Source organism: Flammeovirga sp. OC4, from assembly GCF_000812565.1.
Classification (GTDB): domain Bacteria; phylum Bacteroidota; class Bacteroidia; order Cytophagales; family Flammeovirgaceae; genus Flammeovirga.
The window spans coordinates 93,008-117,690 of the sequence record NZ_JTAM01000018.1; the positions used below are offsets into that span (position 1 = coordinate 93,008).

A 24,683-nucleotide genomic window follows, 5' to 3' on the forward strand; every position below is an offset into this window, starting at 1 on the left:
TATGTTACACCATATTTGGAATAAATCAGCTATCTATTACAGAATATTCTATCCTTTTTTTTCGGGTAGTGTTACGTATTTTTTGTTATTACTGACCTTCAATAGAATTGGAGAGCTTTCTGAATCTTACTTTAGAGCGGAATGGCTAGTCTGTATTGTTTTTGCGTACTTCTGGAATACCTCAGTACTTATCTCTTCTCGGTTTATAGGGAAGAAAATCAAGTTCATTTCCTCTATTACAGAGCAGGTTACATATCATGTTATTGGTGTTTCTATTTTTAGTAGCATTATTATAGGTGTTGTTATTTATTCTTATTTCTATTATCTCATTGGATATACGAGTATCGACAATTTCCTCTCTGAGATGTACGTACTTCAGGGATTGTTTTTATTTCAGACATTTATTTACGAATGTGCATGGTGGGGAGCCACATTAATTGAATTAAAAAATGAAACGATTAATAAGGAAGAAGATCGAAGAGCTGCGTATATCTCAAAAGAAATGCGATTATTTGCCGAAGATGCCAACCTTCCTTTGCTCTATGAAACATTAGAAACCTTAATTGGACTGGCTTATAAAGATCCAGATCATGCGGAAGATTATGCTGAAAAGCTCGCCAAAGTGTACAGGAATACAATCAATAATAGAAAAGAGGAATTTGTGTCTATCAAAGAAGCTGTAAAAACCACAAAAGACGTATTACAGCTCCTGACAGATGCACGTTCGGGGGGAATAACGGCAGAATTTAATGTAGATGAAAAGCTGTCAGAAGAGTTAGTCATTCCACCCGTTATTTTATCTCGTTTAGTCGTCGCTATTGCAAGTGATCATATTGCTACTCCAATTCAACCGTTACATCTAAAATTTTATATAGAAGAAGAATCTCTTCTTGTCGTTGCTCACAGTTGTAATGAAAAAATTGACAAACCTGATGCTTTAAAAGAGGTGATGCAATCTTTGGAGGAAACATTCCGAATTTATACCAAAACACCTATCTTGAGAATCAAAAAAGGAAAAGAATGCTTAATTAAACTTCCTGCATTTCAAGTTGAAAATAAAAATTGGAAAAAAGATCGTGACGCACAAGTATCTACCGGTGACCAATCTCTCTTTCAATAACTAAATTAAATAACATCGAAATATGAAAGCCTTAATAATTGAAGACGAAAAGCCCGCACAAGCTAAACTTAAAAGACAACTCTCTAAGACTCCTTTTGATATTGAAGTTGTAGATACTATTGATAATGTGGAAGAGGCTTGCTCATGGCTAGAAGAACAGCAAGAAAGCATTGATTTGGTGTTTATGGATATTCACCTTACCGATGGGATTGCTTTTGATATTCTTTCAAACGTCACCGTTACTACACCTATTATTTTCACTACAGCATATGATGAGTATGCTCTTGATGCTTTTAAAGTAAACAGCATTGACTACCTTTTAAAGCCTGTAGACTATGAGGCTTTAACGAAGGCTATTCAAAAACTGCAGGTACTACAAAACAACCAAGACCATACCGCTACAGGACAAATTGATGCTCTTTTAGATACTTACAATCAAAAGTTCAAAAAGCGATTTATGGTAAGAGTAGGTGACAATATTAAAAGTATTCAAACTGAAGAAGTTGCAGCTTTTGGGGCAGAAAGTAGGGATACATTTTTATATACCACTGAAGGCAGACGCTATATTGTCGACTTCAAAATGGAACAGCTGGAGGAAATGTTAGATCAAAATGAATTCTATAGAACAGGCAGAAGTTTCATCATTCATAGAAATTCGATTACCAATATTCAAAAGCACTCCAATAGCCGCCTTTTGGTGGATTTAAAGATTGAAACGCATAAAGAAATTATTGTGGGTAGAGATAAAGTGAAGGATTTTAAGGAGTGGATTTCTTAATAACAATAAGATAGATGGTTCGTGAGACGCAATGCATTTCGTCTCACGAACCACCATAAAATTATCAAAGAATATCCTACAAATCTCCTACAACAAAAGAATCCAAAATATACTCTTTCCCTTCTTCATCCTTGACCACAACTTTCAATTGAGAAAAAGAATTCTCTAAAGCTATATCAACATCAATACCTTTTAAAGGAGATACAGCTTTCACCTTCATTTCCTCTATGATTTTTTCTTGATCATTCAAAGCGACCAAGTACAAATCTCCCTTTATAAAAGTGCCGTATTGAGCTGTAATGTGATTCGTTTGTTTATCAAAGTGAAGTCGCTTTGTGATTACTCCAGTTTCATTGACTGAAAGTAACGGAAGACTTAAAACCTTTGCAGCAGCATGCGTTTCTTTGAATGTAACAGCTTCTTTTCCTTTTAGAGTATAAATCGGTGTTTTCACTTCAGTTTCTAAATACCCTGTAGCCATACCACTGTTGAATACTGCAATGTTAACCCCATGATCATATTCTAATTGAGGATTGTATTTCTCAAACGTTTTGACAAAAACGGTGTTTTCTAATTTGTTGGCATAAGCAATCCACGACTCAGATGATATCATATGAAAACCGCCCATTAGATTATAATCAAAATGAATCTCAAAGATACCCGGAGCTACTTCACCCGTCCAATTTGTACCGATATTAAAGTACTTCTCCACATGTTCAGGGTTGTTTTTGTCTAAAGGAAAACGATTTCTATTGACATATCTCCAATGAGATTCTGGAGTCACACCGATATGGTATTGCTCTCCATCTTCCATTTTATATTTCGGGCTGAATGGAATATAGGCCACAAAATTTTCACCGTCTTGTAGTTTTACATCCGACCATGATTGATGCTGACTTGTCGTCATAATCCCTCTGTTGATGGTCTCCTCTCCTACATTCGTTAAAGTGTGAATGTAATACACTTTACTTGAGTTTTTCTCAATCATTAATGAGCGTTCGTAGGTAAAAGCTTCTTCCACTTTTGAAGGCTTTGTAAAAGCTTTGTCTTTAGGAATCCATTTAGGAACTGGTAAATGTTGTTCCCCTGATTTCACTGTAATCCCTACTTTGTCTTCCAATTCCTTTACATCAGTAATTGAATAAGGAGCATCGCCAATTGTTACAGGAGGTGGCCATCTTTTTGAGCGGTCCCCGTTTTTACCCAAAGCACAGTTTTCTACTGGTGTAGGTACCAAGCGATAACCACCAAAGTTTCTCCATTGATTCATTTTCACCTTTTCAGAGTTGGAGTATTTTTGACCAAACTCTTTTGGGTTGATCCATAAAGATTGAATGTCTCCTAGATTGTACTCTAAGACTCTACCTGCCGCGTCTGGAACGACCGCAAGACTAATAAACTCATTGGTTAAAACGTAGGTTTCCTCCCACTTCCAATCTTTGTAATTGTCCACTTTCTTGATAGCTTGTGCGTGACTAAAGTGGCAACAAAATAATAGTAATAAAACATTTAAAATTGTTTTCATTGAGCAATTGAGGTTTATGTAGTCCTGTAAAATTTATCCAATAAGCTGATAAAAGATACATTTCTACTATTGATTTAAAATGATTAAAAAGGGCCCATTTTAATAGAAAAGAGGCCCTTCTAAGCTATAATTAAGTCACACACACGTTCAAGTACAGAGTATGTAAGTACGATACTTACAAAATCTTATATTTCTTTATTTTGGGCTTTATTACCTTCCCAACCTTTATTGAATTGAGCGATTAACTCTTCTACCAATTCAGGTTGCTGCTTGGCAATATTCACCGTTTCTTTAGGGTCCTTTTCATGATCGAATAACTCGATAAACAAAGGTTCCTTGTCTTTATTTTTGCGATCTTTCCATAATACCAACTTGTAGCGTTGCGTTTTCATCGCATACCCCATCAAGTCATTTTCAAAAAACTTTCTATTCCATTTGTCTTTCATCACCGCCTTAATGTTGGCTTCCACGTCTTCGATCAATGGTCCAAAGTAAGTTTCTCTCATTCCTTTAGAAAGTGGATTAGCGGCCCATTCTCTTAACGCTGGATTAGGGAAAGCAGAGAATACAGCTGATTTCCATTCCATATTTGGATTCTCTAATAATGGAGCGAAAGATTGTCCTTCCAAATGTTCTGGCTTTTCTAACCCTGCCAAATCACACAATGTTGGGTACATATCTACCAACTCCACTAAAGCATCGGTCTTCACTCCTCTACTTTTTTCAGATTGATCAGGTGTCCAAACAATCAATGGAACTCTTGTAGCTATATCATAATTTGTTGCTTTACACCACACACCCATTTCTCCTAAGTGAAAACCATGATCAGACCATAACATTACAATCGTATTGTCCAACATTTCCAATTCATCCAATGCCTCCAATAGCTTACCTACCTGAGCATCGATATAACTAGCTGTTGCCAAATACCCATGTTTAAGGTCGCGAGCTAAAGTATCAGGAATTTCACCATATTTTGGAATGTTGGAACGCACTCTTAATTCAAAAGAAGCATGCAATCCCATTGGAGCCCCATCAATTGGACCTTTAATCTGGTTTGTTAATTTGATATCTTCTTGATCATACATGTCCCAATATTTTTTTGGAGCTAGAAAATCAAGGTGTGCTGCAATATATCCTACCCCTAAAAACAACGGCTTTTTGGATTTTGAAGCTTTGTGCTCTTTCATGATGTGAATGGCCATATCCGTATTCACTCCATCGATGTAGGCATTATCCTGAACATCTACACATTCAAATGCAGGACCCATTCCCAAACCATGTTGATCACCGTATTTTGCCTTCATTTTTGCTTTGTTTTCCCTAAAGGTTCTGATGTTATCAGGGTCCACAAATTTCTCTACTAAGGCATTCACTTTGTAACCAAGTGCATTGTAATCGGGTTTCATTGACCAAGATTTCTCTTGATCTGAGAACTTACCATGATACACTTTTCCACAGTTGACAGTCTCATAACCGTTTTCTTTGAAGTGCTGAGGAAGCGTAATGATATCAGGATTTTCATCTCTGAAGTAAGTATAATTTTCAATCACATTGATGGTCTCTGGCCTAGCACCTGTCATCAAACTAGCTCTTGATGGACTACAAATAGATTGTTGGCAATAGGCCTTATTAAATTGAAGTCCTCTTTTAGCCAATTGATCAATATTAGGTGTTTTAGCAACTTCAGAACCATACGTCCCCATTTCTGGTCTGAGGTCATCAAATGAAATAAAAAGAATATTTGGTTGCTGTACTTCCGTTTTTTGATCGATTTTTTTGAAGCTACAAGCCCCTAAAAAACCTAATAAAAGAAAGAGTAAAGCTTTATATAAAAATTGATGCATTGTTGTAGTATTTTATATCATGCAGTTTGAAAAGCAGATTCATAAGCACTTTTCACTGCCTTCAAATGATCGTATAGTTGTTGTTCGTACCCCTTTGCCATGAATTGTTTTGGAAAGAGAGAGCTTCCCATCCCAACGCCTACAACTCCCAATTGGAAGAAATCAGCAATATTATTTAAATCTACTCCTCCTGTAGGCAACAACGGAATTGTATTCAGTGGTGCCATCACGTCTTTAATGTACCCTATCCCAAATTGAGAGCTTGGAAATACTTTTACGGCAGTAGCCCCGGCTGTCCATGCTTTATGAATTTCCGTTGGTGTTAGCGCCCCAGGAAAAACAGGTATATCAAGCGATTTACACTTTTTGATGACTTCTTCATTCGTAACTGGAGTCACAATAAATTGAGCTCCACTTTCTAAAGCTTTATTTAAGCCTTCCATATCACAAACGGTACCTGCCCCAACATTTAGCTGAGGATATTCGGCAGAAAGTTTTTGGATCATCTCTGTAGCCCCTTCCGTATTCATTGTGATTTCAATTGTTGAAAAACCAGCATTGACGTAGATCGGAATGATTCTGTCTAAGGTTTCATGATCCACACCTCTTAAGATGCCCACTACAGGTGCCTGCTGAAATCGTTCTTGAGAAAATTGAGTATTAGACATAATTATTTAAAACTTTTCGTTGACCAATTAGTAATGCTTTTTCGAGTACTTCATCTTCGATGAATTGAATCTCTTTTTGCATTACTTCTTCTAAAGCAATGCGATATAGTTTACCTAAAACACCGTTTGCCGCCATGCTGATGTGCTCCTCTACTTCTTTCAAATAAGTCAGTTCCTCGCCAATCATCAATCCGCTTAAGAAGTAGTAATTCTCAATTTTAACCTTCTGAGGATCTACACTTTCATTACGTTCAAAGTAGTCGTTTTGCATTAAGTCTTTTGCTCGAATTGAAAAGAGTGAGGAAGACAAATTACCCTCCATTCCTTTTTTCACCCCTGCTACAAATGCAGGCTTGTATTTTTGATCAAAAGAAGCTCTTTGAATGGAAACACTCAGAATACTTTGAGAAGAAATTAAGTCGAAAATTTCTCCCGTCATGAACGTTTTGAAATCATTAAAAATGCCTTTTGCATAAGTAATATGCTTACTATGCGTACCCGGCAGTAATAAAATCCCTTTGGATTCGATGGGCAAGTAATCCGTTAGACCTACAGCTTGTATCTCTTCCCCTCTCATCACATCTGTTTTGGTTTTCACACCAGAAACTAATACCAATGAAAGGTCTTTTTCTAAAGTGATGGACTTACTAAATAGGTTCTGACCATACGCATCAATAGGCATTTGAGCGTAACTCAATTCCTGCAACCCAATCGATGATGAAGCCATGCCTGAAGCAACGATGTAGTTACTCTGTCTTTCCTCATCAATTTCCTTTAATTGCTTCGTCAAATACTCTGAAAAAAATTGAGATTGGCTCGAGGTCGAATTTGCAGAAAACTCCTGATACAGTGCTTTTACACCCTTATTCGTTTTGTGCTCTTTCATCACATCCAAAGAGTCTGTATCAATCAGACGTAATCTAAAATTAGAAGTACCCCAATCACAACTCACAAACTGTTTAGGTAAACTACTCATGGCCTATATCTTTTTAGAAATACGTTTCAAAATCAAATAATCATCCAATGCGTATTTTGAACAATCCATACTGATACCACTATTCTTCACACCTAAATGAGGAAGATTGATATCGTATTTCACTCCATTTTGCTGTACTTCACCAAACTCTAGCTTTTGAGCAAATTCATCTAAAATAGCCTCATCTTCAGAGAAAATATAAGAAGCCAAACCAGCAGTAGAATCATTGGCGTATTCCAGAACTTCTTCTTTGCCTTCAAACTTCATGATTACGCACACTGGGCCGAAAACTTCATGTTGTAAAATCGAAGCGTTTCTGTCTGTCATTTCAATCACGGTTGGAGCGAAATAACATCCTGCTTTATCAAGAGTTGTTCCTCCTGCTAAAATCTTTCCTCCTTCTTTTACACACTCACTCACAAAATGCTGAACCGACTCTAATTGGGCTTTATTCGCTAATGGTCCCATGTCCACTTCCTCTTCTTTGTAGTAACCTACTCTCGTGTCAATTGCACGTTGTACTAATTGCTCTTTGAAGCTATCATATACACTGTTTTGGATGTAAAAACGGTTAGGAGCCACACATACTTGACCTGCATTACCACCAAATTTAATCGCTGTTGTAATGTCTAAAGCATCTTGCATATTACCATCTTCAAAAAGGATAAACGGTGCATTACCACCACACTCCATAGAGTATCTTTTGATAGATGTTTTGATAGATTGCTCGATTAATTTCTGAGCTGTAAAAGTAGACCCAATCATAGTAATCAATTGTGGAATTGTACTTTCACACAATGGAATACCTACATCTTTTCTATTGCCATGCAATACGGTAATGACGCCTTTCGGGAAATCAATCTCATGAGCTAGCTCAGCAATAATGGAAGCTGAAATGGCTGAAGATTCAGAAGCTTTAATAATGATAGAACACCCTGCCGCTAAAGCTGGTCCCAATTTGAACCCTAAGTTCAACAAAGGGAAGTTCCATGCTAAAAATGCAGTGACTACACCCAATGGCTGATAGACCATTTGATGCGTGTGTGTACCTTGTCTGTCTTTGATCTCAAACCCTTCTTTTACTTTAATCTCCTCTGCATAAAACTCCAACGCATCAGTGATACTATTGATATCCTCTTCTGATGCCGCCCATGTTTTACCCATCTCATGACAAACCGCTTCTCTCAATAAATCCGCATTATCTATCAGTTGCTGTCTCAATTTCATCATCCATCCCACACGTTCCTCTACTGACAGACGAGACCAAGACTTGAAACCTTCTTGTGCTGTTTTTAATGCATATTGAGTATCTTCTAAAGTAGCTTGTGCCAAAGTAGCCACCGGTTGGTTATTGGCAGGACATACTAATGAAGATACTTCATTGGAATGTCCGTTTACCAATCTACCGTTTATATATAGTTTTTTATGACCAAACTGTAGCTGTTTCTCTTCTATTGTTGATTGCATATTTTTCTAAATAATTTTGGTTAACATCTATTCCTAAGCCTGGAAGTTGAGGGACTTTAATTTCCCCATTTTCCACTTTGATGGCGTGCGTTACTACATCGTCACGTAATGGATTTTCAGTACGATCCAGCTCTATCATTGGAGCATTTCTGTACATTCTTCCAGGGTTTTGATCTAAGTTGGAAACAAAGTGAATCGCCGCACTGATGGCTATCCAAGTACCCCATGAGTGAGGTACAATATCTTTGTGATAACTTGATGCTAGTGTAGCAATACGTTTCATTTCTGTCAGTCCACCAGTTGCACACAAGTCTGGCTGAGCAATGTCTACAGCATTGGCATCAAACAATCTTTTGAAACCGTGCTTTAAGTACTCACATTCACCTCCTGCAATTGGAATGGAAGTGTTTTCCCTCAACTTAGCGTACCCTTTATAATCTTCGGGGTGAACTGGTTCTTCAAACCACCCAATATTTAAATGCTCTATTTTATTACACAATTCCAATGCTTCTCTGTAATTGTAAGCATGGTTGGAATCGATCATTAAGCGTACATCATCTCCTAATTCTTCTTTTAAGAGATGGATATAATGCAGGTCTTTTTCTAACCCTAAGCCAACCTTCATCTTCGCTGCTTTGAACCCTTCTCTTTTATAGAATTGAGCTTCTTCTCTTAGATCATCATCCAAAGTGGGTGAATTTGTGAAATAGAATCCTGTAGCATATGGATGGATAATTTCATTTTTTACACCTCCCAATAACACTGAGACAGGCTGATTCAAAACCTTTCCTTTACAATCCCAAATTCCTACATCAATGGCACTGATAGCCGCATTGAAAATTCCACTTCGACCAAAATCCAACGTTCTCAAATACATGTTTTGCCAGATCTTCTCGTTCTCCAAAACATTTTCCCCAATCACAAATGGCTTTAAGAAATTGATCCCTGTTTCAATCATATCGGCAGGTCCGTAGCCTTCCCCCCAACCGTAAGTACCATCTTCCAAAATGATCTTTACTAAACAGATTTTTCTTGCTTTGTAATCCCACTGTGAGAAGTAAAAAGGCTTCTCTAAGTCCTGTGCTATAACATAAGGTATAATATCTACTATTTTCATATTGGCTTCGTTTTAAATGTTGGAGTAGCCTAAAATGCATGTTGCGAAAATCAACACGGCTAATCCACCTAATAATTGTTTGAATGGCTTTTGAGCACCATCCCATTCTCCCATTCTATAACCCCAGATATTACTGATGATAAGAGAAATACCCAGCATCATTGGCCATCCGATTACAGCTCCAAGTTTACCCATCAATGCAGCACCTTGACCGTACACTCCTAATGCAGCAAACCAGAATAAGCCTGCTAGAATAGACCACATGTAAGCTTTTCCGCTTCCTTTTACACTGAACCCAGACCATGAATTGTTTTTTACCAATTGATAAATCGCATACCCTGCATTCATGATGTAAGCTCCAACTAATACTACAACCCATGCCACTAAACTTGCATCTGTAGCGTTAGCATTATATTTATTGACTGCGATGTCTACAATTGGTGAGGCATTGGAAAATCCTACATTCAACAAGGCTGAAAGAACACCACATGCCACTGCAATCATAACTCCTACTTTAATGGACTTCTTTACGGTTGTCACTGCCACTTCAGGAGCAACTAACGTATCACCATCTTCATAATCTTCTACCTCTTTTACTTCCTCGACTTTCGATAATCTATCTCTTTGTACTCCGGCATAAGCAGTAATTGCAACTCCCACCAACAACAATGCAACACCTGCTAAAACGATAGTATAGTTTTCTGGTAAAGTCTCCATCTGTGCTAACGGAATCAATGAACCCATTGAAGCTGCTAATCCCATCACAATACCGTAAGTGATACTGATTCCTGTGTACTCAACACTCATCCCGAACAGGATACCTCCAATTCCCCACAAGAAACCGAAGAACATAGCGATCATTAAAACGTCGTTACTGGTCTCCATAATGATGTTAAACGTGTCAGGAATAGCGATTACTGACCATGCCATAGGGAAAATGATCATTGCTACAGTAGCGTGGAGGATCCACCAATTTTCCCATTTCAATGGAGAAATATGTTTCATGCCCAAACCAAATGTGCCTTGAAAAAAGCTGGCACAAAGGATAAGAATAATTGCTAGTAAATTCATTTCAATGTTCTTTTTTGCTTAAAAAATGTTTGTCTTGATCCGATTTCAGTTCCAATTACTGACTTAATCGGTCTGTGTTTAAATTACTTCCAAGAGTAAATTCTAAAGTGTAGTTCCCTGACGGATGTTTCTGATAAGCAAGAGGTTTGGCCTGCATGCCTCCAACTCCCGCTTGAAACAAATCTATATTTAAAGTGTAGTAATCTTGTTTCTGTAAGTCAAAAGGATGTTTTGCCTCGTCAATATTCTCAATGGTGTAAGGCCATACTGAGAAGTTGAATAAACCTTTGACCATCAAGTTTCTCTTTCCTTTTTGAGCAGAAAGCTTTAGCCATCTTACATCCGTGTGATTTCCATTTTCTTGAGGCATTACATAGTTATAGAATAGCTCATCTGTAGGTTGAGAATATAAACCAACCTTCACCGCACGTTTTCTATCTTCATAACTTTCCCAAGGGCCATTTCCAAAATAAGCAGTGCTGTTATACTGTCCTGAAACACCCATTGTTACACCAAACTTTGGAAGTTCTGGAAGTTTTTCGTCTGCTTTCAAATCCAATTTCACTGCAATATTTCCATCGTTGAAAACAGTGTAGGTTGTTGTCAAATGAATCTTTTCAGTATGTTTTTGATGTACAATTACTTGTTGTGTGTTATTGTCAACCTTCACTAATTCCACTTTTTCTGTTTCCATTTTATTAGAGGCCTCTTTCCATACTTTCATCTTGTATTGGAATTTTCTAAAACGGGAATCATTATCCGTTAATGGACGCCAGAAGTTAGGTTTAAGTGGTGTTACAAGCACATCAATACCCTCTTTCTTGTATGTTTTAAGATGACCTGTTTCAGCATCAAATTGAATCTTAAAATTCTTCCCTGAGAATGTAATTCCATGATCTGCTTTTTGAGCTTCTAATGCAGACTTACTTTTTGAAACGTGTTGGTATACGTCTACACTTTGTAATTGCAGGTGTTCATGCGCAATTTCATACCCTTTCTTGCACCATTTTCTATCCTTCGTTTCATGCAACGTCAATCTTAACCAATACTCTTTGTTCGGTTTGATTTTGTTCGCATCAAAAGGCACTTCAATAGCTTTGCTTTGTTTTGGAGCAAGGTCAATATTCAATAAGTTGCCCGATTGAACGACTTTACCTTCTTCTTGTAACTCCCATCTGATTTCATATTGATTTAAGTTGGTGAAATCAAAACGGTTGATCACGTTAATGGATTGAAGAGCCAACTCGGATCTTTCAAATACAATAGGCTGGAAGACATATTTTACTTCCCAAGCATGGGGATTAGGCTTTTTATCTGGAGAGAAAACTCCATTAATGCAGAAATTAGTATCGTTTGGCAAATCACCGAAGTCTCCACCATAAGCGTAAAATTCGTTACCATCTTTATCCTTTTGCACCAAACCTTGATCAATCATATCCCAGATAAATCCACCGATCAGATTTTTATGAGAACGTATAGCATCCCAGTAATCACCCAACGTTCCCAATGAGTTCCCCATACCGTGAACATATTCACAAAGAATCATTGGTCGATTGATATAAGGTGAAGTGGCCAAGTTTTCAATTTGATCAATTCGAGCATACATTCTACTGATTACATCAACATAAGAAGGGTCTCTTGGGTTGGCCATAAACGGTGCTCTATTGATCGCTTTAATGGCTTTTTTATCGTCTTTGTAATTCGGATGTGTCGGATCTCCCTGTGCTCCTTCATAATGAATAAATCTTGAAGGGTCATAATCTTTCACCCAAGCAGAAGCGGCTGCAAAAGCAGGTCCTGTTCCCGCTTCATTTCCCAGCGACCAAGAAATCACACAAGGATGGTTTTTATCTCTTTCTACCATTCTGATCACTCTGTTCAAAATAGCTGCAGGCCACCTTGGGTTTTGAGGAATATAAGAACCCAAAGCATGTGCTTCAACGTTGGCTTCATCCATCACATAAATACCATATTCGTTGCAAAGCTGATAGAAATAAGGATCATTAGGGTAATGCGACGTTCGGACTGCATTAAAGTTGAACTGTTTCACCAACTCCACATCTTTTTTGATATCTTCTCTCGTCAACGCTTTTCCTCTTACAGGGTCATGATCATGACGATTGACACCCATGATTTTCACTTCCTCACCATTGATCAACAATTCATTATTTTTTCCAAACTCTACTTGTCTGAAACCAATCTTCTGCGTTCTTGCCTCAACAAGCTCACCTTTTGGGTTTGTCATTTCAAAAACCAATTGATAGAGGTAGGGATCTTCTGCTGACCATTTATGAGGAAGACGAACGTTGGCTTCCAACATTCCAAACTTATTGATATCTCGTTGAGGCCATCTTTCATTATAAATTTCATCTACAGAAATCTGTAATTTCTCTTTGAATACAGGGCGTTGTTGTGCATCATAAAGCTGTGCCTTAACGGTCCATTCCTTTAATGATACGGTTGGAGATTTTACCCAGACTCTTGGACGGATGGATAGCGTAGCATCCTGTAATTGAGCATCAAATTTTGTCTTGACAAAGAAGTCATCCACTGCAATTTTGGGTTGTGCTAAAAGCATTACTTCCCTATGAATACCACTCAAACGCCACATGTCTTGATCTTCGAGGTAACTGCCATCTGACCATCTGAAAACTTGCACCGCTAAACGGTTTTTGCCTTCCTTCAAATAAGATGTAATATCAAACTCTGCCGCCAATCTACTTCCTTGGCTATAGCCTACTTTCTCTCCATTGACCCACACATAAAAAGCCGATGATACACCTCCAAAATGAAGAATAACGGATTGATCTTTCCATTCTGCTGGCACTTCAAATTCCTTTAGATAACTTCCTACAGGATTATCTCTGTAGATATAAGGAGGCTTTGGAGGTTGAGGTCCTAAATAAGTAGATTGTTTGATGGACTTTTTCGCCAACTCTACAATGTTAGGAGTAAAAGGATAGATAATATTCGTGTAGATCGGCTGACCGTAGCCTTGAAGCTCCCAATTGGATGGAACTGGAATTTCCGCCCAATCTTTCGCTTTATAATTGTTTTGATAAAAGTCCAATGGACGGTCTTCTTCTTTTTCGACAAAGTTGAACTTCCATTGACCATTCAGAAATAGTACTCTACTTTTATTTCTATCATCTTCTAAAGCTAGTTCAGTGGAAGAATAAGAGTAAGTAGGCACCCTTGACGATAATTTATTTTCCTCAAACATCAATTCATTTTCCCAGTCATTGGTCTGACTGTAGAGTGCTTGAGCGAGAAGGAGTAATAATGGAACAGTAATAAATTTTAGTTTCATAATAGTTATCTATTCATTTCAAAAAATCAGTATTAAAACCAATTGGGGTTTAAAAAACTGCCACAAGAGTGGCAGTTCTTTCACACTATTCTTATTAAAGCAGTTGCCCAAGTAAAAGGCCAACTTGCATGTTACTGTTTATAAGTCGTTCCACACCACAGGCATAAAGACCGTCATTTCAGCATCTCCTCTGTTGCTCCAAGCAAAGTAAGGTACCAATTTGGTCTTGTATGGCTTAAAAACTGGTTTGTCAACTGTATTGTACATTTTATTGTCCGATTGATTCGTTCTTAACAGCAATGTAGTTTCGATCGTAGTCACACCCCCTAATAAATCTTTATCGTAAGAAGCCACTAATGGTGCATTTCCTTGTATATATACATCTAGGATTCCTGCATCTTTTGGAATGTCTGGCGTTTCCATACAGTACACTACAGGACCTCTTTTAATAGCAACTTGGTTTCTTGCTTCTTCAATTCTTGGATGCCCTTCCACTAGAGTCGCTTTCATAGGCATATCAATAGAGATGATATCTCCTTTTTTCCACTTTCTATTGATGGTAGCGAAATTACCTGGAGTTACTTGAGCATTTACAGCCTCATTGTTCACCTTCACGGTTGTTCCATTTGCCCAATCTGGAATTCTCACCATAATATCAAAGGCCTCTTTCTTACATTTCTCTACAGAAATATTCACCAAACCTTCCCAAGGGTAATTCGTCACCTGATTCAGTATTAAAGTAGAACCATCTTCTAATTTTGTATCTAAACGATTTCCTCCATAAAGGTTAATTGCAATACCGTTATTGGATAAACTATACGCCCAATTGGAAGACTTTGCGATCGTTCTCACTAAGTTTGGAGGACAGCAGAAGCATTCTAAGTAAGGCAAACGGTGAGGAGTCTCTGTATTATGTTGTGAATAATCACGTGAACCATGTACCATTCTTAAAGGGTTACTATAGAAATAATCTTTTCCTTCAATAGAGATACCTGAAAGTGCAGAATTATAAAGTACCAATTCCATTATATCAGCATATTTAGACTCACCATGTAAGCCCAGCATTCTGTAAGAGAACATTGAGTTACAAACATTGGCACATGTTTCATTGTAGGCTGTCATGTTTGGCATCATGTATCCATCAATAAAACCCTCTTCAATTTTATCTCTATGCGATGAGGCACCATAGTGGGCCTGTCCTACTGCACCTGTAACGTACATCTTCTGTTCCGTTACATTTTCCCAAAGTTTATCTAAAGCATCAACCAAGGCCTGTTCTCCCGTCTCTGCTGCAACGTCTGCTGCTCCTGCATAATAATAAAGTGCTAAAACAGCATGACCAACCGCTTCTGATGATTTTCTTAGTGGCGTTCTCTCTTGCACCATATCACCAATTGGGTACCCCTCAGTTGTGGAGTGATCTTCAACTTTATACTTTCCTCTATTATTAATAAATACCTCTGCTAGGTTGAGGTAACGCTTATCTTTCGTTGTTCTGTAAAGCTCCACCAACCCCATGATCTGTGTTTGGTTAAAACCAAAACGACCATATTGTTTTGTTTCAGGGCTAAAGATCGAGTACAATAAGTCAGCATGTTTGATTGCAATATCCAAGAAGTTACGCTGACCTGTAATACGATGATGAATACAAGCCGATGTCAATAAGTGACCCGAATTGTACATTTCATGGTATTTACGATTCTCATAACGATCCACCGCATCTGTCAACTGCACAAAAGTTTGAAGGTATCCATCTTCTTCTTGAGCTTTTGAAATGATTTCGATATAACCGTCAATCTCTTCTAAAATACTTTGATCTCCATTTTGAGCATACACATACATTGCTGCTTCCATCCACTTATAAAAGTCGCCATCATGCCAACGCATTCCTTTATGCTTACCTTCTTTCATGCCGGCAGCAATCTTGAAGTTATTTAATGCATGTCCAACGTCACCCGTTAATACTTCTCCCATATAAGGCACCATTGCGTTTTCAGCTACATCAAACTTATTTGCCCAAAAACCTTCGGTCCACTTACAGTCTCCTATATTGATGCTTTTCAGCTTTACATTAGGCGTATTCTCTTGCCCTAAAATCCCTTTATCCTGTGCTACAGACCACTGCGAGAGTAATGCTGCACAAGCCACTGCTATTAGTTTTTTCATTTCTATTTCATTTTTACTGTTCTTGAAATGTATTTTGGAATGTTTCACTCATCTTCTTTGATGGATAAATACATTGCCTATTACACTCAAGAAGTTAGTCTTATTAAAAAATTCAATTCGTAATCAACAGTTACAAAACTATGGCAGAGGGTATCTTAAGGGGTTGTTTTCCATTAAAATAATGTTTCAATCCGTACACAAAGCAACATTTTGAATCAAGCAATACTTAGAGCAACAATTGAAAGAACACTAACACATTGATTAGGTGATATTTCACATCAAGCCAGCCCTTATTTACTTTCTTATGTGACTATAAGTAAATAGGACGCTGAGAACATTGTAGAACAAATTACTGTTAACTTTCAACCCATATTTCTTCTAAATTTTATAGGGTCTACTTTCAAACTTCCTTCTTCTTCATTTTTCCATTGATGAAAAACGAAGCAAAAAATCTAGGCTTAGAAGTCAAAAGCTAAATTTCATTCCTCTCGCCTATTGAAAGGCTAACTCGATCAATACTTCATCGTTTTGAGATACTCAAACAACGAAATCATTTTTAACGGCTCACTCCATGAAGTTCTTTACACTTTTCCCTTCAATGCCGGGGAAGAGTACTAACAAACTAAAAATGACAGAAAGCCTACTGGAGCGGATGTTATGTGTAAGCGTTATTCGTGTCCCACTGATCATCAAAAATCTCCTGATTTCTAAACACAATAAATATTCGAAAACTTAGAATAGAGACACTCTTCCTCTATCATAGTAATTCACTTCTCCTTTCACGGCTGAAATAAGGGCTACAAAACTAAAAAGAACTCATGGGTGAGGGTATAGTGTCTTCTGTGTTCTATCTATCAACAGAAACCTCATGACATCTGAACACCAATGTAATTCGAAAACTTAACTCTTTAATGAAATTTTTAGAAATAAAATAGGCTAAATAACATGTTTAGCAAACATCTTTAATATGTACAAATAGAAAATCACAATATACTTCATTAAAAATACAGAAAATGACTCTTTCTCAGTTAAAGAACAATAGCTGAAACTTATCTCTTAACACTATTGTTATTTATTAAAAGTGTAATTTTAACACATTTTTATGAAAATCGACTTGAATTAATTTGTAGCATCATTGAAATAGAAGAGTTAAAAATCATTAAAGTCAATTTATGAAAATTATATAAATATAGCCTCAAAGGGTCAAAAACAATGCTAACACGCTACACTTGTTGATCTACATCACCAAAATAAACACACTTAAATCACTATATTTGAATAAATAAAATTATTAAATATCATTAAGAATTAGAGGGTAACCAAAGCTGGAATTAACAGTATATATAACCATAACAATAACATATCAATCACACAATAAACATTATAATACTTATGTCATTTACTAAAAAAATTATCGGTTCTGTTTTATTAATTGCAAGCTTTTCTATTTCTTCATTTGCAACTAATAATCCAATTATAGAAAAAAATAATATTCGTAAAAATTATAAAACTTCAACTGTAACAACAGGAAATATTCAGACGAATAGTGATGTACAAGTTACAGTGAAGAAACGTAAAGGTGCTTACCACATTCAAAACAAAGCAGGAGTAAACACTTTAGCGGAAGCAAATAAGGTAGAAGCAGGGAAACAACTGGAAAGAGGAACAAACGGTGTTTACCCTTACCAAAAGTGGGCGAAATAATAATTGCTCAATAATTACAATACACTTTACATATCAATCACACAATAAACATTATAATACTTATGTCAATCACAAAAAAATTCATCGGAACTTTATTATTAGCTACTAGTTTTTCAGTTGTATCATTTGCCAATGACAACCCTATTAAAGAGAAAAATAATATTCGTAAAAATTATAAAACTACGACTGTAACAACAGCAAATATTCAAACAAATAGTGATATGCAAGTTACAGCCAAAAAACGTAAAGGTGCTTACCACATACAAAACAAAGCAGGAGTTAACACTTTAGCTGAAGCCAATCAGGTAGAGGCAGGGAAACAACTGGAAAGAGGAACAAACGGTGTTTACCCTTACCAAAAGTGGGCAAAATAATAACTGCTTCACATATATATAACCATAACAATTACATATCAATCACACATTAAACATTAATACTTATGTCATTCACAAAAAAAATCATCGGCGCTGTTTTATTAGTTGCAAGCTTTTCTGTAGCATCATTTGCAGATAATCCAATTAAAAACAAAAATCAGCTGCGTAAAGGCTATAAGACTACGACTGTTCAAAAAGCGCGTATTCAAACAAATAGCGACGTGAAAGTAACAGCTAAAAAACGTAAGGGTGCTTACCACATTCAAAACAAAGCGGGTGTCAATACTTTGGCAGAAGCAAACAAAGTGGAAGCAGGAAAACAACTGGAAAGAGGAACAAACGGTGTTTACCCTTACCAAAAGTGGACAAAATAAAACTTAACAAGTTTATATATCTGAGCATCTATCTGAAAAGATAGATGCTTTTTTGTTATATAGCCTTGAATTTATTCTTTTTGCAAAAAACAATTCAAAATACCATGATCAGATATTTCTACTCCATCATTGTCTTGATGGCTTTTTTTTCCTGTTCCACTAAAAAAGAACCTCTAAATATTGCTCACCTACAAGAAGGTGATATCCTATTTCAAGACGTTGATTGTGGTCCCTTTTGTGATGCGATCAACAAAGTAACTTCTGGGGTGAATGGAAAAAACTTCTCTCATTGTGCTATAGTCGCTCAAGAGGGTGATTCTCTCTTTATCATTGAAGCAGTGGGCAAAGGTGTTGTTAAAACTTCTTTTGACGATTTTTTTGCGAAACAAACTGGAGAAGGAGGAACATTGGTGGGGAGAATGAAAGCAGAGTATAGTGATCTTGCACCTAAAGCTGCTAAAAATGCCTTCCAATACCTTGGAAAATCGTATGATGAAGTTTTTGATATCAAAAACGACAAGTATTATTGTTCTGAATTGATTTATGAGACCTACAAAGAGGCAAATAATGATCAAGAGGTTTTTAAGCTCTACCCTATGACTTATAAAGATCCTGACACTAATGAGTTCTTTCCTATATGGGTAGATTACTTTAAAACGTTGGAGTATGAAATACCAGAAGGTGAAGCAGGACTAAACCCAGGTGGTGTTTCGAAATCTGCATTTTTAGACATTTACGAAATCAACCTTCTAAATTAACACAACAACCTTATGGATTTACTATCAAAAATTAAAGCACTTATTCATGCTACACATATTGAAGAAGTGGAAATGATTCAACAGCTTTGGAGTGGCTATGGAAGTATTAAAAGGTACAATGTAGAAGGTTGTGAAATGAATAGTGTTGTAGTGAAACATGTACAACTATCTTCACAAAAAAATCATCCTAGAGGTTGGAACACGAACCTTTCTCACCTTAGGAAAGTAAAGTCTTATGAAGTGGAGACCTATTGGTATCAGCACTATAGTCATTTATGTGATGATAACATGACTATTCCTAAATGTCTCGCTTTTGATGAGTTCAACGGTGATGTATTGATCATTATGGAAGACTTGGATCAAATTGGTTTTCCTGAAAGGTTACATCAGGTAGGTTGGACGGAGATTAATGCATGCTTAAAATGGTTAGCTTATTTTCATGCAAAATTCTTGAATCATCAAACCGAAGGTCTTTGGGAGATTGGCACCTATTGGCACCTTGATACAAGGCCCGATGAATTGGAGGCATTAGAAGACCTACCTTTAAAAAATACAGCCGAAAAAATAGATCAAACTCTAAATCAAGCGAAATATAAAACCATCGTTCATGGTGATGCTAAACTCGCAAATTTCTGTTTTTCCGCAGATGGAGAGAATGTTTCAGCCATTGATTTTCAATATATTGGAGGAGGAGTTGGAATGAAGGATCTAATTTACTTTATTGGAAGTTGTATGTCTGAAGAAGAGTGTGAAAAGTACGAGGCAGATTTTCTAGACATCTACTTTTCAAATTTAAAAGAGGGAATAACTCTCTACCATCCTGAACTTGATGCATCTGAAGTCATAAAGGAATGGAAAGGTTTATTCAAAGTGGCTTGGACCGACTTTCACCGTTTTCTTAAAGGTTGGAGCCCCGGACATTGGAAAATCAACTCATACAGCGAAAAATTATCCCAATCCGTAATTCAACAACTGCAATAAAATGGGACTCTCAGAAAAAACTTACAATTTACTTCTTCAAAAAGGTATTGAAGCGGCAATAGAAGCAGGAAAGCTAATTCTTAATTTTGACAGAAAAGCTCTGAAAGTAAAGAAAAAAGATGAATTTCAAAGTTACGCAACTCAAGTAGTAACAGAAGTTGATTTTCAAAGCCAAGAGAAAATTTTAGAAATACTTACCCCAACGATCTTAAAATACGATCTTGGTTTGCTTACTGAAGAAAGCCAGGACAATGAAAGTAGATTAAAAAAAGATTTTTTCTGGTGCATTGACCCTATGGATGGCACCTTATCCTATATAGAAGGTAATGATGGGTTTTCTGTTTCTATTGCTTTGGTCAATAAAGCTGGAAAAAGTATAATGGGTATTATTTACAACCCCAAAACCGACAATCTATATTATAATTCCTATGACAACAAACTATACAAAAACAACAAACCATTTCAGATTCCAATTCGAGATCATGAGCTCACCTTTGTATTTGACAAAGGATTCCTAAAGCACAAAAATTTTGATACAGTATTAGGCTACTTTGAAAAACTCAATTATCCAAAACCAACGATTGTAGCACATGGAGGTGCCTGTATGAACGCTATTTGGGTATTGGAATCCAATAGTAGAGCGGCCTACTTCAAATTACCGAAGAAAACAAAAGGAGGTGGAAGTCTCTGGGACTTTGCCGCTTCAAGTGCTTTATTCGATCGTAAAAAACTATTTTCTTCTGACATTAAAGGGATGCAACTGAATATGAACAAAGCTTCTTCTTATTTCAATCAAGAAGGAATCATTTATACGAATGACCCCACACTAATGAATGATATTATTCTTCTTCATGAGATACTTAGTCATTAATAATAGAATTTAAGAGCGTCTTCTACTCTCACCCAATAACAACACTAATCACTATTTACAAACCCCTGATAATGTTAAAATTACACTTTTTTATTTTGTTAATTTATCATAAATAAAATTGAAGTGCTGAATTTATATTCATTAAATAAAAAACACTCGTTAACAATAACATTACACACGACACTTCACGTTATTATTATTTTAATAATTATATGACCTAAAATTACAACTTTCGTAAAAACACCATTCAAGTGTACAGTTTTCAACCCTAGTTTATAACAGTGTGAACGTTTAATTTCGACCCAACAATTTTAACTTCTTTTTTCTTTATTCTTAAAATGAAAGCTTTTTTAAATCTACTATTTGCTGTACTTTTCAGTAGTACAACTTTACTTGCACAAACCACAACATCTTCTATTGGAGGTTTAATCTCTGACGACAATGGTGAAACACTCATTGGTGCTACAATTCAAGCTTTACATACACCATCTGGTACAAACTACGGAGTAACAACTCGTGCTGATGGTCGCTACTTTATCCCTGATATGCGTGTGGGTGGCCCATACAAAGTTACCGTTTCGTACGTAGGCTATGCACCCACCGTTTACAACGATGTTCAGTTATCATTGGGTAAAACCTTTAGACTCGATGTGGTTTTAAAGCCGGAAGCAGAAACTTTAGAGGAAATCGAAATTACTGCAACACAAGGCCTTGCTAACTCTGAAGCAACGGGTGCCATGACAAACATCAACGAAACTACACTTAGAGTGATGCCTACAATCAGTAGATCAGCTCAAGATTTTACTCGTTTGACACCTCAATCTGATGGAAACAGTTTCGGTGGTAGAAACAACCTTTACAATAACTTTTCATTGGATGGGTCTATCTTCAACAACTCATTTGGTCTAGATGCTGCAACTCCAGGTGGACAAACAAATTCTCAACCTGTATCATTAGATGCAATTGAGCAAGTTCAAGTTTCTTTAGCTCCATATGATGTTCGTCAAAGTGGTTTTACAGGTGCTGGCGTTAATGCAGTGACAAAATCGGGTACTAACGAGTTTAAAGGTACTGCATATACCTACTTTAGAAACAACAGTATGATTGGTGACAAAGTAGATGGAAATGAGATTACTAATCCAGACCTTTCATACAACCAAAGTGGTTTTAGTATTGGAGGTCCCATTTTAAAGAATAAATTATTCTTCTTTGCGAATGCGGAGTTCACAAGAAGATCTGATCCTGCGACAACTTATAGAGCAGCAAAATCTGAACAAGAAGCACAAGATGCCTTAGATGGCAAAATAAGTGGTGTTTCTAGAGTATTAGAACAAGATTTGGTAGATGTAAGTAACATGCTTAGAGATCAGTATGGTTATGAAACTGGTCCCTTCCAAGACTATAACCTCGACACTTACAATGATAAGTTTTTGGCTAAAATTGATTGGAATATTAATGAGTCACACACCTTCTCATTCCGTTACAACCATATGACTTCGTGGAGAGATAACTTACCTCACCCGATTGCCATTGCCCCATCTTCTCGTGTACCTTCTGTAAATACTATGCAATATCAAAATGCTGGTTATAGAATCCACAACAATTTTGATTCATTTATGGCAGAATTAAATAGCCGTTTTGGTAATCAATATTCAAATAAAGTACAAATTGGTTTTACAGCTTTCAAAGACGAAAGAACATTACCCAATGCAATGCCTTTCCCAATGGTTGACCTCACAAAAGGGGGTACAACCTATGCTTCATTTGGCTCTGAACAGTTCTCTGTAGAAAACAAATTAGATCAAAATGTCTTCCAATTTACAGATAACTTTACCATCTACAAGAATAATCACACGATCACTTTAGGTACTAATTTTGAATACTTTGGTTTCAAAAATGCCTTCAACTTACAACGCTATGGTTATCCATTCTTTGGTGGTTATGAATACACAAATGCGACAGCTCTACAAGGTGATTTAGATACGTATTTTGGTGGCTTCGGTGGATATGATGGCTACAGAGATGCAGTAACTTCTGCCCCTGTAAAATCGGTTGATGTTAATGTGGCTCAATTCTCATTGTATGCTCAAGATGAATGGAATGTCAATGACAACTTTACATTGACATATGGCTTGAGAATGGACATGCCAATTTATCTGACTGATGTTCAACCCAACCAACAAATCGCTGATTTTGAAGGATGGAGAGACCAAGATGACCAAGCGGCTAGAGTAGATGTCACTCAACTTCCATCAAATAAACCAATGTGGTCACCAAGAGTAGGTTTCAATTATAATGTAAATGGCGAAAACACTACACAATTGAGAGGTGGTACTGGCCTTTTCACGGGTCGTATTCCATTTGTATGGATTTCCAACCAAGCCGCCAATTCACAATTTGACCCCTTCTATACTTTCCAAATCAACGGAACCACTGAAGACTTCAGATTCCCACAAGTCTGGAGAACAAACTTTGCTATTGACCATGAATTACCTGGTGGTATTATTGGTACTTTTGAAGCGATATATACAAAAGATATGCACGCTGTTCAACACGTCAATTATAATATGGTGACCAACCGTGAAAGAGCTACAGGTGCTGATAACAGAGAAATCTATCCTACTTCAGGTCCTCGTATCAAGCCTTTATGGGATAATGAGGTGAGTGGCCCAGAAAGTTCATTCTTAGATGCTGGTATGATCATGTTGGATAACACTGATCAAGGTTATCAATATAGCCTTACTGCTCAACTGAAAAAACAATTCAAATCAGGTCTTTCATTAATGGCCGCCTATACTTTCTCTGAGGCGAAAGATGTAACGTCTAACCCTGGGGAGATTGCAGCAGATGCTTACCAAAGAAATGCAGTGGTCGGTAATCCTAATACACCTGGTTTAGCATTTTCTCAATTTGGCTTAAAACATAGAATCATTGGTTCATTAGCCTACGCTATTAATTATGGACGTAAGAAGAACTTCGGAACTTCAATTGCTTTCTTTATGGAGGCTGCCCAAGGCAATAGATTCTCATATACGTATGCTGGTGATATGAATAGAGATGGAATCGTTGGTAACGACCTTATTTATATCCCTGCAGATGCTTCTGAAATCAAATTAGTCAATATTGTTGATGGTAATGGAAATGTAGTGAAGTCGGCAGAACAACAATGGACAGAATTAGAAGCTTATATTAATCAAGATGATTACCTGAGTAGTCGTAAAGGTCAATACGCCGAAAGAAATGGTGGTATTTCTCCTTGGTATACTCAAATTGACATGAAGATCCTTCAAGATTTTAATATCATGGCAGGTGGAAAGAAAAACACCCTTCAAGTCTCATTTGATATTCAGAACCTAGGTAACTTGATTAGCTCATCTTGGGGTGTTCGTCAAAATGTGGCAAATGATAGATTTATCGACTTCATTGGCTATGATTCAGGCGATGCTAACTTGCCTACCTATCAGTTCTCTGGTGGTAATACATCCTTTGTAAACAATACTTCATTAGATTCTAGATGGAGAATGCAAATTGGTTTAAGATATATCTTTAACTAAAATCTAATGAATTACTCACCAC

Annotated in this window: 18 protein-coding genes; 9 read left to right on the forward strand and 9 right to left on the reverse strand. The window is 36.8% G+C overall.

Annotated features, from left to right (window positions below; translation table 11 throughout):
• The first annotated feature begins 1 nt into the window (after nt 1).
• Complete coding sequence (locus PL77_RS13105) at nt 2-1,120, forward strand: sensor histidine kinase (RefSeq protein WP_044205887.1); 1,119 nt, start codon at nt 2-4, stop codon at nt 1,118-1,120.
• A gap of 22 nt (nt 1,121-1,142) precedes the next feature.
• Nucleotides 1,143-1,898: a LytTR family DNA-binding domain-containing protein gene (locus PL77_RS13110; RefSeq protein ID WP_044205890.1), complete on the forward strand. Its 756-nt coding sequence runs from the start codon at nt 1,143-1,145 to the stop codon at nt 1,896-1,898.
• Between the two features lie 76 nt (nt 1,899-1,974).
• Here PL77_RS13110 and PL77_RS13115 read toward each other — a convergent pair whose 3' ends face one another.
• From PL77_RS13115 to PL77_RS13155, 9 genes are all read right to left on the reverse strand, one after another.
• Nucleotides 1,975-3,423 (reverse strand): hypothetical protein, encoded by a 1,449-nt coding sequence (locus PL77_RS13115; protein WP_044205893.1) that lies wholly within the window; start codon nt 3,421-3,423, stop codon nt 1,975-1,977.
• A 185-nt stretch (nt 3,424-3,608) separates the two neighbouring features.
• A complete protein-coding gene (locus tag PL77_RS13120) occupies nt 3,609-5,270 on the reverse strand; it encodes a sulfatase (protein ID WP_044205895.1) in 1,662 nt (553 codons plus the stop codon).
• Nucleotides 5,271-5,287: 17 nt separating this feature from the next.
• The gene (locus tag PL77_RS13125) at nt 5,288-5,938 is read right to left on the reverse strand and encodes a bifunctional 4-hydroxy-2-oxoglutarate aldolase/2-dehydro-3-deoxy-phosphogluconate aldolase (protein WP_044205898.1); all 651 of its coding nucleotides are present in this window, start codon (nt 5,936-5,938) and stop codon (nt 5,288-5,290) included.
• Nucleotides 5,931-6,914: a 2-dehydro-3-deoxygalactonokinase gene (locus tag PL77_RS13130; RefSeq protein ID WP_044205901.1), complete on the reverse strand. Its 984-nt coding sequence runs from the start codon at nt 6,912-6,914 to the stop codon at nt 5,931-5,933. Before PL77_RS13130 ends, PL77_RS13125 begins: the two co-directional genes overlap by 8 nt.
• Nucleotides 6,915-6,917: 3 nt before the next feature.
• Nucleotides 6,918-8,381 (reverse strand): aldehyde dehydrogenase family protein, encoded by a 1,464-nt coding sequence (locus PL77_RS13135; RefSeq protein ID WP_044205904.1) that lies wholly within the window; start codon nt 8,379-8,381, stop codon nt 6,918-6,920.
• Entirely contained in the window at nt 8,338-9,498 is a 1,161-nt protein-coding gene (locus PL77_RS13140; protein WP_044205907.1) for a mandelate racemase/muconate lactonizing enzyme family protein, read from the reverse strand. The genes PL77_RS13135 and PL77_RS13140 overlap by 44 nt, the downstream gene beginning before the upstream one ends.
• A 12-nt stretch (nt 9,499-9,510) precedes the next feature.
• Complete coding sequence (locus PL77_RS13145) at nt 9,511-10,569, reverse strand: L-rhamnose/proton symporter RhaT (protein ID WP_044205908.1); 1,059 nt, start codon at nt 10,567-10,569, stop codon at nt 9,511-9,513.
• Nucleotides 10,570-10,624: 55 nt separating this feature from the next.
• Complete coding sequence (locus tag PL77_RS13150) at nt 10,625-13,879, reverse strand: glycoside hydrolase family 2 TIM barrel-domain containing protein (RefSeq protein ID WP_052444383.1); 3,255 nt, start codon at nt 13,877-13,879, stop codon at nt 10,625-10,627.
• Nucleotides 13,880-14,017: 138 nt separating this feature from the next.
• On the reverse strand, nt 14,018-16,045 hold the full coding sequence (locus PL77_RS13155; RefSeq protein ID WP_044205910.1) for a glycoside hydrolase family 127 protein: 2,028 nt from the start codon (nt 16,043-16,045) through the stop codon (nt 14,018-14,020).
• A gap of 1,392 nt (nt 16,046-17,437) precedes the next feature.
• Between PL77_RS13155 and PL77_RS13160 the strand changes: the two genes are divergently transcribed.
• The 7 genes from PL77_RS13160 to PL77_RS13190 all read left to right on the forward strand — a co-directional run bounded on the left by PL77_RS13160 (nt 17,438) and on the right by PL77_RS13190 (nt 24,661).
• A complete protein-coding gene (locus PL77_RS13160) occupies nt 17,438-17,749 on the forward strand; it encodes a hypothetical protein (RefSeq protein WP_044205912.1) in 312 nt (103 codons plus the stop codon).
• 62 nt (nt 17,750-17,811) lie between these two features.
• Nucleotides 17,812-18,123, forward strand: a complete 312-nt coding sequence (locus PL77_RS13165) for a hypothetical protein (RefSeq protein ID WP_044205914.1) — start codon at nt 17,812-17,814, stop codon at nt 18,121-18,123.
• A gap of 65 nt (nt 18,124-18,188) precedes the next feature.
• Nucleotides 18,189-18,497 (forward strand): hypothetical protein, encoded by a 309-nt coding sequence (locus tag PL77_RS13170; RefSeq protein ID WP_044205917.1) that lies wholly within the window; start codon nt 18,189-18,191, stop codon nt 18,495-18,497.
• Nucleotides 18,498-18,601: 104 nt separating this feature from the next.
• Complete coding sequence (locus tag PL77_RS13175; protein WP_052444384.1) at nt 18,602-19,255, forward strand: YiiX/YebB-like N1pC/P60 family cysteine hydrolase; 654 nt, start codon at nt 18,602-18,604, stop codon at nt 19,253-19,255.
• A 12-nt stretch (nt 19,256-19,267) separates the two neighbouring features.
• On the forward strand, nt 19,268-20,236 hold the full coding sequence (locus PL77_RS13180; RefSeq protein ID WP_044205919.1) for an oxidoreductase family protein: 969 nt from the start codon (nt 19,268-19,270) through the stop codon (nt 20,234-20,236).
• A gap of 1 nt (nt 20,237) precedes the next feature.
• Entirely contained in the window at nt 20,238-21,107 is an 870-nt protein-coding gene (locus PL77_RS13185) for a 3'(2'),5'-bisphosphate nucleotidase CysQ (protein ID WP_044205922.1), read from the forward strand.
• 338 nt (nt 21,108-21,445) lie between these two features.
• Nucleotides 21,446-24,661 carry a TonB-dependent receptor domain-containing protein gene (locus tag PL77_RS13190; RefSeq protein WP_044205923.1) on the forward strand — a complete coding sequence of 1,072 codons (3,216 nt, stop codon included), beginning with the start codon at nt 21,446-21,448 and terminating at the stop codon, nt 24,659-24,661.
• The last annotated feature ends 22 nt before the right edge of the window (nt 24,662-24,683 follow it).

What these genes read in the sequence shown, in the direction of transcription:
- PL77_RS13105 (WP_044205887.1), top strand. Translation starts at nt 2, where the DNA reads ATGTTACACCATATTTGGAATAAATCAGCTATCTATTACAGAATATTC.
- PL77_RS13110 (WP_044205890.1), top strand. Translation starts at nt 1,143, where the DNA reads ATGAAAGCCTTAATAATTGAAGACGAAAAGCCCGCACAAGCTAAACTT.
- PL77_RS13115 (WP_044205893.1), bottom strand. Translation starts at nt 3,423, where the DNA reads ATGAAAACAATTTTAAATGTTTTATTACTATTATTTTGTTGCCACTTT.
- PL77_RS13120 (WP_044205895.1), bottom strand. Translation starts at nt 5,270, where the DNA reads ATGCATCAATTTTTATATAAAGCTTTACTCTTTCTTTTATTAGGTTTT.
- PL77_RS13125 (WP_044205898.1), bottom strand. Translation starts at nt 5,938, where the DNA reads ATGTCTAATACTCAATTTTCTCAAGAACGATTTCAGCAGGCACCTGTA.
- PL77_RS13130 (WP_044205901.1), bottom strand. Translation starts at nt 6,914, where the DNA reads ATGAGTAGTTTACCTAAACAGTTTGTGAGTTGTGATTGGGGTACTTCT.
- PL77_RS13135 (WP_044205904.1), bottom strand. Translation starts at nt 8,381, where the DNA reads ATGCAATCAACAATAGAAGAGAAACAGCTACAGTTTGGTCATAAAAAA.
- PL77_RS13140 (WP_044205907.1), bottom strand. Translation starts at nt 9,498, where the DNA reads ATGAAAATAGTAGATATTATACCTTATGTTATAGCACAGGACTTAGAG.
- PL77_RS13145 (WP_044205908.1), bottom strand. Translation starts at nt 10,569, where the DNA reads ATGAATTTACTAGCAATTATTCTTATCCTTTGTGCCAGCTTTTTTCAA.
- PL77_RS13150 (WP_052444383.1), bottom strand. Translation starts at nt 13,879, where the DNA reads ATGAAACTAAAATTTATTACTGTTCCATTATTACTCCTTCTCGCTCAA.
- PL77_RS13155 (WP_044205910.1), bottom strand. Translation starts at nt 16,045, where the DNA reads ATGAAAAAACTAATAGCAGTGGCTTGTGCAGCATTACTCTCGCAGTGG.
- PL77_RS13160 (WP_044205912.1), top strand. Translation starts at nt 17,438, where the DNA reads ATGTCATTTACTAAAAAAATTATCGGTTCTGTTTTATTAATTGCAAGC.
- PL77_RS13165 (WP_044205914.1), top strand. Translation starts at nt 17,812, where the DNA reads ATGTCAATCACAAAAAAATTCATCGGAACTTTATTATTAGCTACTAGT.
- PL77_RS13170 (WP_044205917.1), top strand. Translation starts at nt 18,189, where the DNA reads ATGTCATTCACAAAAAAAATCATCGGCGCTGTTTTATTAGTTGCAAGC.
- PL77_RS13175 (WP_052444384.1), top strand. Translation starts at nt 18,602, where the DNA reads ATGATCAGATATTTCTACTCCATCATTGTCTTGATGGCTTTTTTTTCC.
- PL77_RS13180 (WP_044205919.1), top strand. Translation starts at nt 19,268, where the DNA reads ATGGATTTACTATCAAAAATTAAAGCACTTATTCATGCTACACATATT.
- PL77_RS13185 (WP_044205922.1), top strand. Translation starts at nt 20,238, where the DNA reads ATGGGACTCTCAGAAAAAACTTACAATTTACTTCTTCAAAAAGGTATT.
- PL77_RS13190 (WP_044205923.1), top strand. Translation starts at nt 21,446, where the DNA reads ATGAAAGCTTTTTTAAATCTACTATTTGCTGTACTTTTCAGTAGTACA.